General features: G+C 57.9%; 14 protein-coding genes. 5 read left to right on the plus strand and 9 right to left on the minus strand.

Annotated elements, in window-relative coordinates; all coding sequences use genetic code 11:
- Positions 1 to 73: 73 nt before the first annotated feature.
- Positions 74 to 1,417: a CDP-diacylglycerol--serine O-phosphatidyltransferase gene (pssA, locus tag F8N44_RS04165; protein ID WP_150649432.1), complete on the minus strand. Its 1,344-nt coding sequence runs from the start codon at positions 1,415 to 1,417 to the stop codon at positions 74 to 76.
- Positions 1,418 to 1,621: 204 nt separating this feature from the next.
- Here pssA and F8N44_RS04170 point away from each other — a divergent pair, with 204 nt between their 5' ends.
- Positions 1,622 to 2,185: a TetR/AcrR family transcriptional regulator gene (locus F8N44_RS04170; RefSeq protein WP_127927811.1), complete on the plus strand. Its 564-nt coding sequence runs from the start codon at positions 1,622 to 1,624 to the stop codon at positions 2,183 to 2,185.
- A 54-nt stretch (positions 2,186 to 2,239) separates the two neighbouring features.
- Positions 2,240 to 2,719, plus strand: a complete 480-nt coding sequence (locus tag F8N44_RS04175) for a DUF1348 family protein (protein ID WP_150649433.1) — start codon at positions 2,240 to 2,242, stop codon at positions 2,717 to 2,719.
- A gap of 124 nt (positions 2,720 to 2,843) precedes the next feature.
- Here F8N44_RS04175 and sfnG read toward each other — a convergent pair whose 3' ends face one another.
- Positions 2,844 to 3,926: a dimethylsulfone monooxygenase SfnG gene (gene sfnG, locus F8N44_RS04180; protein WP_150649434.1), complete on the minus strand. Its 1,083-nt coding sequence runs from the start codon at positions 3,924 to 3,926 to the stop codon at positions 2,844 to 2,846.
- Positions 3,927 to 4,284: 358 nt separating this feature from the next.
- Between sfnG and F8N44_RS04185 the strand changes: the two genes are divergently transcribed.
- On the plus strand, positions 4,285 to 5,064 hold the full coding sequence (locus tag F8N44_RS04185; protein WP_122598157.1) for a TSUP family transporter: 780 nt from the start codon (positions 4,285 to 4,287) through the stop codon (positions 5,062 to 5,064).
- Here F8N44_RS04185 and nudC read toward each other — a convergent pair.
- The 4 genes from nudC to F8N44_RS04205 all read right to left on the minus strand — a co-directional run bounded on the left by nudC (position 5,032) and on the right by F8N44_RS04205 (position 9,399).
- The gene (gene nudC / locus F8N44_RS04190) at positions 5,032 to 5,862 is read right to left on the minus strand and encodes an NAD(+) diphosphatase (protein ID WP_150649435.1); all 831 of its coding nucleotides are present in this window, start codon (positions 5,860 to 5,862) and stop codon (positions 5,032 to 5,034) included. The two genes, F8N44_RS04185 and nudC, sit on opposite strands and share 33 nt — an antisense overlap.
- 6 nt (positions 5,863 to 5,868) lie before the next feature.
- Positions 5,869 to 6,681 (minus strand): crotonase/enoyl-CoA hydratase family protein, encoded by an 813-nt coding sequence (locus tag F8N44_RS04195; protein ID WP_129393953.1) that lies wholly within the window; start codon positions 6,679 to 6,681, stop codon positions 5,869 to 5,871.
- A 212-nt stretch (positions 6,682 to 6,893) separates the two neighbouring features.
- On the minus strand, positions 6,894 to 7,817 hold the full coding sequence (locus tag F8N44_RS04200; RefSeq protein ID WP_150649436.1) for a magnesium transporter CorA family protein: 924 nt from the start codon (positions 7,815 to 7,817) through the stop codon (positions 6,894 to 6,896).
- A 7-nt stretch (positions 7,818 to 7,824) separates the two neighbouring features.
- Positions 7,825 to 9,399: a RimK family protein gene (locus F8N44_RS04205; RefSeq protein WP_150649437.1), complete on the minus strand. Its 1,575-nt coding sequence runs from the start codon at positions 9,397 to 9,399 to the stop codon at positions 7,825 to 7,827.
- 92 nt (positions 9,400 to 9,491) lie between these two features.
- Between F8N44_RS04205 and F8N44_RS04210 the strand changes: the two genes are divergently transcribed.
- The gene (locus tag F8N44_RS04210) at positions 9,492 to 10,592 is read left to right on the plus strand and encodes a peptidase C39 family protein (protein WP_150649438.1); all 1,101 of its coding nucleotides are present in this window, start codon (positions 9,492 to 9,494) and stop codon (positions 10,590 to 10,592) included.
- A gap of 105 nt (positions 10,593 to 10,697) precedes the next feature.
- Here the strand turns inward: F8N44_RS04210 and F8N44_RS04215 are convergent, their stop codons facing one another.
- Together F8N44_RS04215 and F8N44_RS04220 are read right to left on the minus strand one after the other, a co-directional pair.
- The gene (locus tag F8N44_RS04215) at positions 10,698 to 11,852 is read right to left on the minus strand and encodes a PQQ-dependent sugar dehydrogenase (RefSeq protein ID WP_150649439.1); all 1,155 of its coding nucleotides are present in this window, start codon (positions 11,850 to 11,852) and stop codon (positions 10,698 to 10,700) included.
- Positions 11,853 to 11,905: 53 nt separating this feature from the next.
- Positions 11,906 to 12,226 carry a hypothetical protein gene (locus F8N44_RS04220; RefSeq protein WP_150649440.1) on the minus strand — a complete coding sequence of 107 codons (321 nt, stop codon included), beginning with the start codon at positions 12,224 to 12,226 and terminating at the stop codon, positions 11,906 to 11,908.
- A gap of 190 nt (positions 12,227 to 12,416) precedes the next feature.
- Here F8N44_RS04220 and F8N44_RS04225 point away from each other — a divergent pair, with 190 nt between their 5' ends.
- Positions 12,417 to 13,283 carry a Ku protein gene (locus F8N44_RS04225; RefSeq protein WP_150649441.1) on the plus strand — a complete coding sequence of 289 codons (867 nt, stop codon included), beginning with the start codon at positions 12,417 to 12,419 and terminating at the stop codon, positions 13,281 to 13,283.
- Between the two features lie 163 nt (positions 13,284 to 13,446).
- Here F8N44_RS04225 and lpxO read toward each other — a convergent pair whose 3' ends face one another.
- Complete coding sequence (gene lpxO / locus F8N44_RS04230; RefSeq protein ID WP_150649442.1) at positions 13,447 to 14,346, minus strand: lipid A hydroxylase LpxO; 900 nt, start codon at positions 14,344 to 14,346, stop codon at positions 13,447 to 13,449.
- Positions 14,347 to 14,456: the final 110 nt, after the last annotated feature.

Genomic DNA, 14,456 nt, shown 5'->3' on the forward strand with positions numbered 1-14,456 from the left:
TGGAATGCATTCCCCCTGTGGGAGCGAGCCTGCTCGCGAAGGCATTTTCAGCCGCACAAAATAATCTGAAGGTTTACAGAATCCGGTAGAGCAACCGCTCAATCCGCACCCGACTCACGCGCTTGAGAAACTTGGCCACGCCGGCCGGGTACTCTGGCAGCGTCTCCAGACTCTGAAAACTGTCGGTCCGCGTGGTATGGCGGAAAATCTCTTCCAGCTCCTTCGCCCTCGGCTCCAGCCATTCGCCCTTCGGATCATCAATCAGCAAGGCATTTTCCAGATCGAGGCGGAACGCCCGAGGATTGAGGTTGTTGCCGGTCAGCAGCGTATAGCGCTGATCGATCCACATGCCCTTGAGGTGATAGGTGTTGTCGCCATCACGCCACAGGTGCAGGTTCAACTGACCGCTGTCGATGTTGCGCTGATGACGCTTGGCGAAGCGGCGCAGGCTGATCTCGTACAGATAGGGCAACGCTGCGATCACCTTGAATGGCTCGCTCGGCGGGATGTAGAAGTCGTTGGCGGTCTTGTCGCCAACCACGATGTCGATCTTCACGCCACGGGCCAACGCACGGTTGATCTCACGGATCACGCCCAGCGGCAGGTTGAAGTACGGCGTGCAGATGGTCAGTTGTTTTTGCGCGCTGGCGATCAACTCAAGAATCGCCCGGTTCAACGGGTTGTTCTTGCCGACGCCGAGCAACGGCGTAACGGACAGACCGTCTCGGGCGGTGCTGCCAGTGGCGGTGTCGTACGTTGCATATTTGAGGCGGCTACGCAGATCGCCGATATCGTTGCGCAGGCTGCGCGTGGTCGGCAGGTTCGGCAGGTCGAGGCGATGCACGGCTTTCGATTCAATCAGACCGTGCTTGACCAGGTGATGCATCGAGTCCGCCAGTTCATGGCTGTGCAGGACGTGATAACGGTCGAAGCGGTACTTGTCGAACTTGTGCAGGTAAACGTTGTTCAGGCTCGCACCGCTGTAGACCACGCAGTCGTCGATCACAAAGCCCTTCAAGTGCAGGACGCCGAACAGTTCACGAGTCTGCACCGGCACGCCGTACACCGGCACTTCGCTCTGGTGCGTGCGGGTCATTTCCTGATACCACGCCGAGTTGCCCGGCTGTTTGCCGGCACCGATCAGCCCGCGCTGGGCGCGCAACCAATCGACCACCACGGCAACTTCCAGCTCGGGACGCTTGAGCTTGGCAGCGTGCAGCGCATCGAGGATTTCCTGACCGGCTTCGTCTTGCTGCAGATACAGCGCAACGATGTAGATGCGCTGGGTCGCGGCAGCGATTCTCTCGAGCAGGCAACGACGGAACTCGGCGGCGCCGGACAGAATGGTCACGGCCTCGGCGGTCAGCGGAAAGCTGCGCAATTTGGGCAGCAAGGAACGTTTGAAAAGCAACGGCATAGGGCTCGCAATGGGTCGAATCCGAAGAACCCGAGAGCTTACACCATCGCATCCTCCGGGTCTTGTTAGTGCCCGTAAAGAGATCAAAAGATCGCAGCCTTCGGCAGCTCCTACACGGGCCAATGTAGGAGCTGCCGAAGGCTGCGATCTTTTGATCATAAAAAACCATTGCCAAAGGAGAACAATCGTTCTACTGTTCGCCACATGAAAGAAATCACTAGCAACGACACACGCGACATCATTCTGGATGTCACCGAAAAGCTGATCTACAAAAGTGGCATCGCTGCCACCAGCATGGATCTTCTGGTGAAAACCGCCGGCGTCTCCAGAAAAAGTATCTACCGTTACTTTGCCGACAAGGACGCCTTGACCGTTGCCGCCCTGCAACGCCGCGACGTGCGCTGGATGCACTGGTACCGAAGCGCTGTCGATCAAGCCGAAACCCCGGCCGATCGCCTGCTCAACCTGTTCACCGTGCTCAAGAGCTGGTTTGCCTCGGAAGGTTTCCGCGGCTGCGCCTTCATCAACACCAGCGGCGAGACCGGCGATCCGCAGGACCCGGTGCGCCTGGTCGCCAAAGAACACAAACAGAAGCTGCTCGACTATGTGTGCGAGCTGTGTACCGAACATGGCGCCGAGGATCCGCAACTGCTGGCCAGACAGCTGCTGATTCTGATTGACGGTGCCATTACCGTAGCGCTTGTGATGGGTGATCACAGTGCCGCCGATAATGCGCAATGCATGGCGCGAAAGTTATTGGACCTGTAACGCCTTAATAAGCCGGACTTGTTGTTCAATTATTAATTAGATCGGGAGACTGATATGTCTACTGCAGCCCAGGTACGTCCGCCATTACCACCCTTTAACCAAGATTCGGCGATCGAGAAAGTTCGACTGGCCGAGGATGGCTGGAACTCTCGCGACCCGGAACGGGTATCGCTGGCTTACACCCTTGATACCAAGTGGCGTAACCGCGCCGAGTTCGCCAACAGCCGTGAAGAGGCCAAAGCGTTTTTGACCCGTAAATGGGCGAAGGAGCTGGATTACCGTTTGATCAAGGAACTGTGGGCCTACTCCGATACCCGCATCGCCGTGCGTTACGCCTATGAATGGCACGATGATTCGGGCAACTGGTTCCGCTCTTACGGCAACGAAAACTGGGAGTTCGATGAGCAAGGCCTGATGTTCCAGCGCTACGCGTGCATCAACGACATGCCGATCAAGGAAAGCGAACGCAAGTTCCACTGGCCACTGGGCCGGCGCCCGGATGATCACCCGGGCCTGTCTGACCTGGGTCTGTAACAATCGACCCTGTAGGAGCTGCCGAAGGCTGCGATCTTTTGATCTTGATCCTAAAAAACAAAATCAAAAGATCGTCCGATCGCGGCCCGAACCTTCGGCAGCTCCTACAGGGGATTTGTGGGTTTCAGGCGACAGCGGCGGTCTTCTCGGCCTCCAGTTCACGCACCAGCGGCAACACCCGCCGCCCGAAATATTCGACCTCTTCCTGAAAGTGCAGAAACCCCGCCAGCACCAGATCCACGCCGACCGCTTTCAACTCCACGATCCGCTCGGCAATCTGCAGCGGCGTGCCGATCAAGTTGGTTTTGAAGCCATCGTTGTACTGCACCAGATCCTCGAACGTCGATTTCGCCCAGTTGCCCTCCCCCTCCGGCGATGCCCTGCCCGCTTGTTTTGCCGCATCGCCAAACGCATTCACCGCTTCTGGATCCGCCTGATCGATGATCTGTGCGAGCACGGCCCGCGCCTCTTCTTCGGTATCACGGGCGATGACAAACGCGTTCACGCCAATCTTCACCGAATGATTGTTCGCCGCTGCTTTGGCACGAATATCGTCGACCTGCGCCTTGATCCCCTCGACGCTGTTGCCATTGGTGAAATACCAGTCCGACACCCGCGCCGCCATGTCCCGTGCCGCACGGGAACTGCCGCCCTGGAAGATCTCCGGACGGCCCAGCGGTTTCGGTTTCAGGCTGTAATTGTCGAAACGGTAGAAGTCACCGCGAAAGGTGAAGTTGTCCTGACTCCACACGCCACGCAATGAACGAATGAACTCTTCGGAACGACGATAACGCTCGTCGTGCTCCAGCCAATGCTCGCCGATGGCCTGGAACTCGCCTTTGAACCAGCCGCTGACGATATTCACCGCGATGCGGCCGTTGGTGAGTTGATCGATCGTCGCCAGTTGCTTGGCCGCCAGCGCCGGTTGCCACGGGCCGGGCAGGATCGCTGCGATCACTTTGAGTTTACTGGTGGCCGCGAGTAACGCGTGGCTGAACGCGACTGACTCATGCTGAAACTCGGCACCGTAACCGGCGGTGAAGCGAATCTGCGTCAGCGCATATTCGAACCCGGCCGCTTCGGCGATCTGTGCCAGTTTGCGGTTGTAGTCGATGCCCCAATCGGTGCGCTGTTCGATCTTGCTGACCACCAGCCCACCGCTGACGTTCGGCACCCAGTAGGCAAATTTCACGGCTTGCTGACTCATTGGCGTGTCCTCGGGATATTTGCGGAGATGAGAGTGGTAGAGCAGCAAGCGTGCCAGGCTTGGAATGCCTGGTTTTGTTGGGCTTTCCTGTTATTCAGATGTCTTTTTAAGTGAGATTTGTTGGCTGGATGTTGAGTAGGCAACAGTAGGTTTTGGACTGGCTGGGAAGCCGCCTTCGCGAGCAAGCTCGCTCCCACAGGGGATTTGTAGTGAATATTGATTTTGTGAACACCCCAAAAAACTGTGGGAGCGAGCTTGCTCGCGAAGGCGTCAGACGGGTCGCCGCAACAGTTGGATACAGGTAACATGACCGCCCTCCCCGCAGCCAAATCTGCGCCCTGCCGAATAAGCCGATTCCATGCCTTTCGAACTCAGCGTTGACCTCACCACCCTCGCCATTCTGGCCCTTGTCGCTTTCATTGCCGGTTTCATCGACGCCATCGCCGGCGGTGGCGGTCTGTTGACCACACCTGCGCTGTTGACCGCCGGCCTGCCGCCGCACCTTGTGCTCGGCACTAACAAGTTGAGTTCGACTTTCGGTTCGGCCACCGCCAGTTTCACCTTTTACCGCCGCAAACTGTTCCACCCACGGCAGTGGGTGCACGCGATTGTCGGCACACTGGTCGGTGCATTGACCGGCGCTGTCGTCGCCCATTACCTGCCGGCTGAATGGCTGAACAAGATGCTTCCGGTAATCGTCTTCGCCTGCGGCTTGTATCTATTGTTCGGCGGCACGCCAAAAGCACCGCTGGACAGCAATGCACCGATCAAAAAGAAATGGCAATCGACCCAAGGCTTCAGCCTCGGTTTCTACGACGGCGTGGCGGGTCCGGGCACTGGCGCGTTCTGGACAGTCAGCAGCCTGCTGCTCTACCCGATCGATCTGGTCAAGGCCAGTGGCGTCGCGCGCAGCATGAACTTCGTCAGCAACATTGCGGCGCTGTCGGTGTTTGTGTTTTCCGGGCAGGTGGACTGGATCATCGGCCTGAGCATGGGCCTGTCGGTGATGGTCGGCGCGTTCTTTGGCGCGCGCACCGCGATCAGCGGTGGCGCCAAATTCATTCGCCCGGTGTTCATCACCGTGGTGCTGGGTTTGACTGTGCGCCTAGCCTGGCAGCACTGGTTCAGCGTGGCCTAAACGCCGCGCCACATAGACGTCGATCAGGTAACGGGCAATCGACTTGGACGCCGGCAGCGGCGGCAGGTCGTGCACGTTGAACCACTGGGCGTCTTCAATCTCGTCTTCCTGACAGACAATCTCGCCACCGGCGTATTCGGCATGGAAGCCGAGCATCATCGAATGCGGGAACGGCCAGCACTGGCTGCCCAGATACTGAATGTTCTTCACCTCGATCTGCACTTCTTCACGCACTTCACGAATCAGGCAATCCTCGGCCGACTCGCCCGGCTCGGCGAACCCGGCCAGCGTGCTGTAAACCCCGGTGACGAAACGCGGTGAACGCGCGAGCAAAATCTCATCACCACGAGTGATCAGCACGATCATGCTCGGCGAAATACGCGGATAACTGCGCAGATCGCACGGCTGGCAGTACATCGCCCGCTCGCGCGGCACTTGCGTCATCGCCTGACCGCAATTGCCGCAAAAACGGTGCTCACGCGCCCAAGTGCCGATTTGCGCGGCATACCCAAGCACTTTGTAAATGGTGTGATCGCCGTCGAGCATGAACGCCCGCAGACCTTTCCAGTTGCAACCCGACACGTCGCTGGCACTGCGCAATTCCAGCAGGTACACCGGCTCGCCATCGAGATGGCCGATGCCATGCTCGGCGAGGACCGACAAGTCCTGACGCTTGAGCCATTCGCGCGGAAACAGCGCGCCGTTGTCATCGAACAAAAAGCCTTCCGGGCTGCGCGCCACGGCCCAGCCGCCAGGTTGATCGGTGTCCAGTACTGCAGTGGTCCAGCGAGCTGTCATGGTTTCTCAGTCCAGAAATTCGGGTTTCTGTTTGCTCATATGGGCGGCCATGGCCACGCGCAAATCGGTGGATTGCAGCATGGCGGCGTTCCATGTGGCAACGTATTCGAGGCCGTCGTCGATGCGATGGTCGCGCATGTAGCTGATCATTTCCTTGGTGCCGGTGACCGCGATCGGCGATTTCGAAGCGATCTCACGGGCAATGTCGATCACACCTTCGAGCAGCGCGTCCTTGTCGCTGTAGACGCGGTTGACCAGGCCAATGCTGCGCGCCTCGTCAGCGCCGAAAGTGCGACCGGTGTAAGCCAGCTCACGCAGCATGCCGTCACCGATGATCCGTGGCAACCGTTGCAAAGTGCCAACATCGGCGGCCATGCCGATATCGATTTCCTTGATCGAGAATTGCGCGTCTTCGGCGGCGTAGCGCATGTCGCACGCGGCGATCAGATCGATGGCGCCACCCAGGCAGTAACCCTGAATGGCGGCGAGCACCGGTTTGCGGCAGTTATCGACGGCGTTGAACGAAGCTTGCAGGGTCAGAATCTTGCGGCGCAGCAGGCGCGCATTACGGCCGACGTCCTTGCCCAGTTCATTGGCGACGCCGGCGAGCATCATCAGGTCGATGCCGGAGGAAAAGTGTTTACCGTTGCCGCTGAGCACCACCACGCGCACTTCGTCAGTGTCGTCGATCCACTGGAAGATCTCGACGATCTCGCTCCAGAACGCCGCGTTCATCGAGTTGATCTTTTCCGGACGATTGATCTGCACATGGGCGATGTTGTCGGCCAGTTCGACGCTGAAGGCGGAGTATTGAGTCATGGCAGTGATCCTTTACCGGGCTGAAAATGAGGCCCGAACTATAACAAGGCATCACGGTGGCGGTTCGGCCAAATGCGGGACTGCAGCGCGCGTTCTCCCCTGTAGGAGCTGCCGAAGGCTGCGATCTTTTGATCTTGGCCCTTAAAACCAAAATAAAAATCAAAAGATCGCAGCCTTCGGCAGCTCCTACATAGGTTGTATGCACAAGCCGATTATTTGGCCAAACGCCTTAGCCCAAACAACATCCCCCCCGCCCCCAGCAACATCGCCGCCAGAAACAGCGGATAGGAAATCCACCACGGCGTCCCCGCCGTCATCATGCTGAACTCCGACATCCCGCCAATACTGGCAATCAGGTTCAACGGCAGAAACACCACGTTGATCAACGTCAGCTTGCGCAGCAGGTTGTTCATGCTGTTGTTCATCAGGTTGCCGCGCGCATCGATCAGCCCGGAAAACACCGTAGAGTAGATTTCCGCCTGCTTGTAGCACTGGTTGTTTTCGATGATCAGGTCGTCGATCAGGCCGATCGCCTCACTGCCGAAATGCTGCTTCTCGGCATGATTGCGCAGGCGCGTAAGGACCGCGCCGTTGCTGTGTAGCGCGTTGATGTAATAGATCAGGCTTTCGCTGAGGTTGAACATCTGCACCAGATGCTGGTTCTGCATCGAGGCGTTGAATTTCTGCTGCAACTCGCGGGCGACCAGTTTGATCACCTTCAGGTGCCCGAGGTAGTGATGGATATTGTTGAACAGCAGATCGAGCAATACATCCAGCGGCGTGTTCAACGGCTGGCGGGTGCCGAGGCCGTGCAGCGGCGTGTCATCGGTGGCAATTACCAGCAATTGCCCCGGCGCGAACAGCAGCCCGCAGGACGACACTTCAAATGCCAGACTGCCACCGCCGGAATAATTTTCCGGGCGCTTCCAGATCAGGAACAGATGGTCGGGATGGAACTCGATGCGCGAGACCTCGTCCGGGTCCAGCGCTGACGCCAGTGCATGCTCGTCGACTTTGAAATGACTGTGCAGCAAGTCGCGCTCGGCGGCATCGGGATTGCTGAACAGCATCACCTCGGCGTCCAGTCGCTCGACCCGCTGCAGGGCGCCGTGGCTCAGTGCGAAGCTGTTGATCATCGGCGGATCACCAGGCCTGGCCGCGACGCTTGAGTTCCAAGCGCCGCACGAACTCCTCCAGTACCAGTGAATACAGATCGTCGTGTAAGTAGGCGTCTTCGATGCCAGCGTCGAGGTTGGGGTTGTCGTTGACTTCAATCACCACGACTTTGTCGCCGGCCTGTTTCAAATCGACACCGTAAAGGCCGTCGCCGATCAGGTTGGCAGTCTTCACCGCCAGTTCCACTACGGCGCGTGGCGCCTCGTGGATCGCCATCGTCCGGCATTCGCCGTTGACGTCCTGGCCTTTGGCCTTGTGGTTGTAGATCTGCCAATGGCCCTTGGACATGAAGTATTGGCAGGCGAAGATCGGTTTGCGGTTGAGCACGCCGATGCGCCAGTCGTACTCGGTGTAGAAAAACTCCTGAGCCAGAAGCAACACCGAGTGCTCAAACAGCTCGGCGGTGGCTTCGAGCAAAGCCTGCTGGCTTTCGACCTTGATCACGCCACGGGAAAAACAGCCGTCGGGAATCTTCAGCACCAGCGGAAAACCAAGGCGCTCGCCGACCCGTTCGAAGTCCTCGGGGCGCTCCTTGTAGAGAATTTCGGTGGCGGGCATACCCAATTGATGGCTGTTGAGCAGATCGGTCAGATAGACCTTGTTGGTGCAGCGTAAAATCGATGTCGGGTCATCCATCACCACCAATCCTTCGCTCTCGGCTTTCTTGGCAAAGCGATAGGTGTGATTGTCGACGCTGGTGGTCTCACGGATCAGCAAGCCGTCGTACTCGGCCAGACGTGCGTAATCCTTGCGCTCAATCAGTTCAACATCGATGCCCATGGTTTTACCGACCCGGACGAAATTTGCCAGTGCCTTGGCGTTGGACGGCGGCAGGGCTTCTTGCGGATCGTGCAGAATCGCCAGGTCGTAGCGCGCCACTTGCGGAGAACGCGGTACTCGCCAGACTTTACGGCTGAAACCGTCCAGCGCATTGGCAAACTGATCTTCCTGATCATCGCGCAACTTGTGCAAGGCGCCAGACTTAATCCCTTCGATGTGCCAGCCGTTAGTTCGACGAAACTCAACTAACAGAATCGGACAGGGGAATACTTCAAACAACTGCCGGGCCAGATCCTGCAATGGCTCGATATGTGTTCGGCCAAAATACAGGGTCAGGGTAAAACCTTCGGTATCACTGTAGAGGTGATGACTGAGGGCTTTTTCCAGGGTTTTATCGAGATCGTCCAATGCCAGACCGTACAGTGATTTTTTCGTCAGTTCGCTGATGGTGCGCACCGACGGAATCACCTTGTGCCCCCGTGCTTCGGCCAGCAACGAGCAGTAGTAGCCGTGGCCCAGATACTTGTAGCTGCGGCACAGATTGATCACCTGCACGCGTTTTCCCGACTCGCTGTCACAGCTGTGTTCGAGGTATTCCTGGGCGGTCACGATGTCTTCACTGGGGAAGTATGAAGCCCAGTCTTCCTTGCGTTCGACAATAATCAACACTTGACTGGAGGCTTTAACCGCTGAACTTAAAAGAGTTGCCGCCGGCAAACTTTGCTCGGATACTTCGCGCCAATGACCCTGTACCGCTGACATAGAGATTGATCCGTTGGAGAACAAGACCTTTTCTATTAAGCACGAAGTTTTTCGAAAGTCTCGTTTCGTTACGCAACTTTTACGGTGGTCATATGAAGGCTGTTTTTCGTTTGGCGGTAGTTGAAGACTTGCCGGCGCTGCTGGCACTGGAAATGCAATGTTTCACCACGGACCGGCTCACCAGTCGCAGCTTTCAATGGATGATCACCCGCGCTCACGGGCAGTTGCTGGTGGCCGAGTGCGACGGTCGACTGCTGGGCTACGCACTGGTGTTGTTTCATCGCGGCACCTCGCTTGCGCGGCTGTATTCCATTGCCCTGGCCGTCGAGGCGCGCGGCACGGGCCTGAGCAAACAGCTGCTGCAACGCATAGAAGCGACGGCGCTGGAGCACGATTGTGCATACCTGCGTCTGGAGGTGCGCATCGACAACCCTGCGGCGATTGCCCTGTATGAACGCAATGGCTACCGGCGTTTTGCGCTGATTCACGATTACTACGAAGACCACGCCGATGCGCTACGCCTGGAAAAACGCATTCTCCAGCACCGCGACTCGCGCAGCATCAAGGTGCCCTACTACCGGCAAACCACTGATTTCACCTGTGGCCCGGCCTGTCTGTTGATGGCCATGGGCGCACTGCAATCTGAGCGTTTGCTGGAACGACGCGAAGAACTACAGCTCTGGCGTGAAGCGACCACGGTGTTCATGAGCTCCGGCCACGGCGGTTGCAGTCCACAGGGATTGGCGCTGGCGGCGTGGCGTCGGGGTTACAGGGTGGGTTTGCAATTGAGCCTGGCCGGGCCATTGTTTCTCGACGGTGTGCGTGATGCGCATAAAAAAGACGTCATGCGTTTGGTGCATGATGAGTTCTCGGCGCAATTGCAGGAGACCGATGTCGAGTGTGTGATCGGTGCGCCACTGGATCTGCCGCGTTTACTCGATGCCGGTGGGCAACCGCTTGTGTTGATCAGCAGCTATCGACTGACGCGCTCCAAATCGCCGCACTGGGTGGTCGTGACCGATTGCGACGAAGACTTCGTTTACCTGCATGATCCGGATGTCGATCACAGCCAGCATCGACAACCCATGGACTGCCAGCATGTGCCGGTGAGCCATGGGGAATTCGAGAAAATGTGCCGGTTTGGCCGGGGTAAATTACGCGCGGCGGTGGTGCTGTATTCTCGCGAAACGTAAGCCTCCACATGTAGGAGCTGCCGAAGGCTGCGATCTTTTGATTTTGTTGTGAAGATCAAGATCAAAAGATCGCAGCCTGCGGCAGCTCCTACAGGGCCCTACCCGTCAAGGTGTCGGTTTCAAGCCGATTTTGTACAACGAACCTTTCGATTCATCCGTCAGCACATACAGATAACCATCCGGCCCTTGCCGCACATCGCGAATCCGCTGATTCAGTTCACCGAGCAAACGCTCCTCGTGCACAACCTTGTCGCCATCGAACTGCAAACGAATCAGTTCCTGAGTCACCAAGGCACCGACAAACGCATTGTGTTGCCACCGTTTAAAGCGATCGGCGTCGTAAAACGCCATACCGGTGACGCCCGGCGACTTCTCCCAGACATGGTGCGGCGCGACGGTGCCTTCTGCGGTTTTACCCTGGGCTTCCGGGATAGGCTGCATCGAATAATTGATGCCGTGGGTCGCCAGCGGCCAACCGTAGTTCTTGCCGCGTTCGATGATGTTCACCTCATCGCCACCGCGCGGGCCGTGCTCGTTTTCCCATAGCGTGCCGGTCCATGGATTGAGTGCCGCACCTTGCGGGTTGCGCAGGCCGTAGGCCCAGATCTCGGGCCGTACGCCAGACTGGCCGACAAAGGGATTGTCATCCGGAACCTTGCCGTCCGGGTAGATGCGCACGACCTTGCCTTGCAACTTGTCGAGATCCTGCGCCGTCGGCCGGTCGTTGTTCTCGCCCAAAGTAATGAACAAATAACCGTCACGATCAAACACCAGCCGCGAACCGAAATGATTGCCGACCGAAAGTTTCGGTTCCTGACGGAAGATCACTTTGAAATCCTTCAGCGTCTTCAAGTCATCCGAGAGCCGCCCGCGACCCACGGCGGTGCCGGCCTTGTCACCGGCACCACCGCCTTCGGCATACGACAGATAGACCAGGCGATCCTGTTTGAAGTCCGGCGACAGCACGACATCCAGCAACCCGCCCTGCCCCTTGGCCCAGACCTGTGGCACGCCGGAGATCGGCGCCGACAGTTTGCCGTCGGCGCCCACCACACGCAGATTGCCGGGACGCTCGGTGACCAGCATGCCTTGGCGGTCCGGCAGAAACGCCAGCGCCCACGGATGCTCGAGACCCGCGGAAATGGTCGTGACTTCGAGGGTGCCCTGTTCGCTTTGCAGCTCTTTAGGGGCGGCGGCGAATACCGGAGCGCTGATCAGCGCTCCGGCACACAGTGTGGCTAGAAGAGTTTTACGCAACATGCACGATTCCTTTTGTTCGTTTGCAATGGCCGGCAGAACCTCGGTCCCGCCGCTCAACGGTTGCTGTCTCCGCTGCGCGAAGGTGGATTGGGAATGAACGTGGGTGGTGTGCCCGGCACCGAGCGGATCGGCTGGCCGTTGCCAATGCCCCGGTTCTCGACCGTAGGCTGACGCGGCGTCGGCACAGTGTTCGGCCCCCGAATGGGCGGAGCGCTGGGCTGGGTGCCCTGCATGCTGTTGGGGTTGGCCCGGCGGATCGGGCTGTTGTAGGGGTTGTTGCTGTTGCCGGTAGGGCTTTGCGCCAACAAGACGTCGGCATGAACCAGACCGCCACTGAGGGTCAGGACGACGATGCCAAGCAGAATTCGGTTCATGACGCTGCCTCTTGATAGGGCCGGGGATAGAGCCTTCGAGTCCACGCTACGCCGAGGGTTCGGATTTGTTAACCCACAAGCCTTAAACAACATGTAACACGACTTGACCGAGTCCCAGAAACCCCGTGCATTCCGGGGAAACTTTCAGCCACGGCCGCAGGTCATCCGATCATCACTCGGAGAACTCACCATGGCTCGGGCAATCTGGAAAGGCGCGATCAGTTTCGGACTGGTTCACATCCCTGTCGCACTGGTCTCGGCGACCTCGTCGCAGGGCGTCGATTTCGATTGGCTCGACAGCCGCAGCATGGACCCGGTGGGTTATAAACGGGTGAACAAGGTCACCGGCAAGGAAGTCACCAAGGAGAATATCGTCAAAGGCGTGGCCTATGAAAAAGGCCGCTATGTGGTGCTCAGCGAGGAGGAAATCCGCTCGGCGCACCCGGTTTCAACGCAGACCATCGACATCTTTTCCTTTGTCGACGCCGAGCAGATTCCCTTGCAAAACATCGACACGCCTTACTACCTGGCGCCGGACAAGCGCGGCGGCAAGGTCTACGCGTTGCTGCGCGAAACCCTGAGCAAGACCAACAAAGTCGCCCTCGCTCGCGTGGTGCTGCATACACGGCAATACCTAGCGGCGCTGATGCCGTTGGAGTCTGCACTGGTGCTGGTGAAGCTGCGCTGGCCGCAGGAAGTTCGCAGCCTCGATACGCTGGAACTGGGCAGCGAAGTGACCAAGCCGCAGTTGGCCAAGGGCGAACTGGACATGGCCAAACGGTTGGTGCAGGACATGAGCGCGGACTGGAAGCCCGAGGATTACAAGGATGAGTTCGAAGACAAGATCATGGCCCTGGTCGAGAAAAAGGCCCATGAAGGCAAGATTGAGGATGTCGAAACGGTGGGTGGCGAGGAAGAACGCAAAACTGCTGATGTGATCGACTTGACCGAACTGCTCAAACGCAGTCTGGGCGGGAAAGCGCCGGCGAAGCCTAAAGCGAAGGCCGCCACCAAGGCTGCGCCAGCCAAGAGGACAAAGAAAGCCTCCGGTGAATGACAATCCAAGGATTGTCAGGCAACTGACAGGTTGTATTTGAGAGAGTCTTCGCGAGCAAGCTCGCTCCCACAGGGTTCTGAGTCGAATGCGAAATTCGCAATCACCCAATTCCACTGTGGGAGCAAGCTTGCTCGCGAAGGCGTAAGTTAATTCACTACATTGATCAGATCAGAATGAAGATTGCCAGCAAACCACCGAAGATCGCCCATTTTTCCATGTAGTAGCGCTTGCGATTGCGTTTTTTCAGCTCTTTGCCACGCAGGCGGATCTTGTAGATCCGGGTAAACAAGCGGTTGATCCCGCCAGTACGGTCGCCAGCATCGTTCGGCGCGCCGGCAGCCGACATTACCGTACGGCTGAACCAAGCATTGAACGCGGCGGCCCAGCGGTACTTCATCGGGCGCTCAATGTCGCAGAACAGGATGATGCGGTTCTTGTCGGTGGTGTTTTCGGCGTAATGAATAAAGGTTTCGTCGAACATTACCGCTTCGCCATCACGCCAGTGATAGTTCTCACCGTCGACGTTGATGTAGCAACCGGCATCGTTCGGCGTATCCAGGCCCAAGTGATAGCGATAGGAGCCTGCATACGGGTCGCGGTGACGCACAAGTTTCGAGCCCGGTGGCAGCTCGGCAAACATCGCCGCCTTGATCGAACCGATGCTCTGTACCAGTTCAGTCGTGCGCGGGCACAGCTTCATCGCCGACGGATGGCTCTCGCCGTACCACTTCAGGTAGAAACGCTTCCAGCCGCTTTTGAAGAACGAGTTGAACCCGACGTCGTCGTATTGATTGGAACGCTTGATCTCGCCGGCACGCAGCAGGTTCTGCCCTTCTTCGCGGATTTCTTCCCAGTGCGCCTGTAGCGGGCTCAAATCGGGAAAATCAGCCGGGTCGAGGTAAGGCTTGTTCGGCTTTTTCGAGAACAGATACAAGAAGCAGTTGATCGGCGCGAGGAACGTCGAATGATCGCTCAATTGACGACCGAGTTTGTGACGCACACGGCCACGAAGATGAACGTATGCAATCGAAATGACATAAATAGCAGCAATGATGAGTTTCACGGAAATCGTCACACGTCAGAAGTGAACAAACTGCGCGCTGGCGGCCTGAAGCCCCGCGTCTTATGCAGTGGTCTGAATACACATGGCACGTCCTTGGCCCGCGCCGATAC

It is taken from the genome of Pseudomonas fluorescens (assembly GCF_902497745.1).
Classification (GTDB): Bacteria; Pseudomonadota; Gammaproteobacteria; order Pseudomonadales; family Pseudomonadaceae; genus Aquipseudomonas; species Aquipseudomonas fluorescens_BM.